The sequence below is a fragment of the Staphylococcus sp. EG-SA-18 genome, from assembly GCF_017151825.1.
In the GTDB taxonomy this organism is placed as follows: Bacteria; Bacillota; Bacilli; order Staphylococcales; family Staphylococcaceae; genus Staphylococcus; species Staphylococcus aureus.
The window spans coordinates 1-383 of sequence record NZ_JACYVY010000080.1; the positions used below are offsets into that span (position 1 = coordinate 1).

A 383-nucleotide genomic window follows, 5' to 3' on the forward strand; every position below is an offset into this window, starting at 1 on the left:
CCTTCTCGACTACCTCCACTTTGTGCAAGGAAAATTTTCCTTTTACCTTTTCTTGATAATAGATACTGTCCAAAAAAATTATAATAATACTCTTTTTTCAATCTAATAATACATACATGTTGATTTAAATTAGCATGTATTTCAACTATCGAATTAATGGCTGTTCTACCTATTGATGCTCCTGTAATATTTAAAAGAACATCACCATAGTACGTTCTACTATTTTTCATCTCATCATCTATATCTTTACTAATATAAACTAAGTCATTAAGATTTAATTTACCATTTCTAATATTTTGACTCCTTAAAAATGGTATGCCTTTGTTTGTATAGTTTTCACTTCCACCTTTGGGAGTCTTTCCACTACCTATTTTGGTAGTAAG

At 29.0% G+C, this 383-nt stretch carries 1 protein-coding gene; it reads right to left on the minus strand.

The features are described from left to right. The coding region (locus tag IDG66_RS13495; protein WP_001837476.1) for a restriction endonuclease subunit S at positions 1-383 on the minus strand (383 nt) is incomplete at both ends.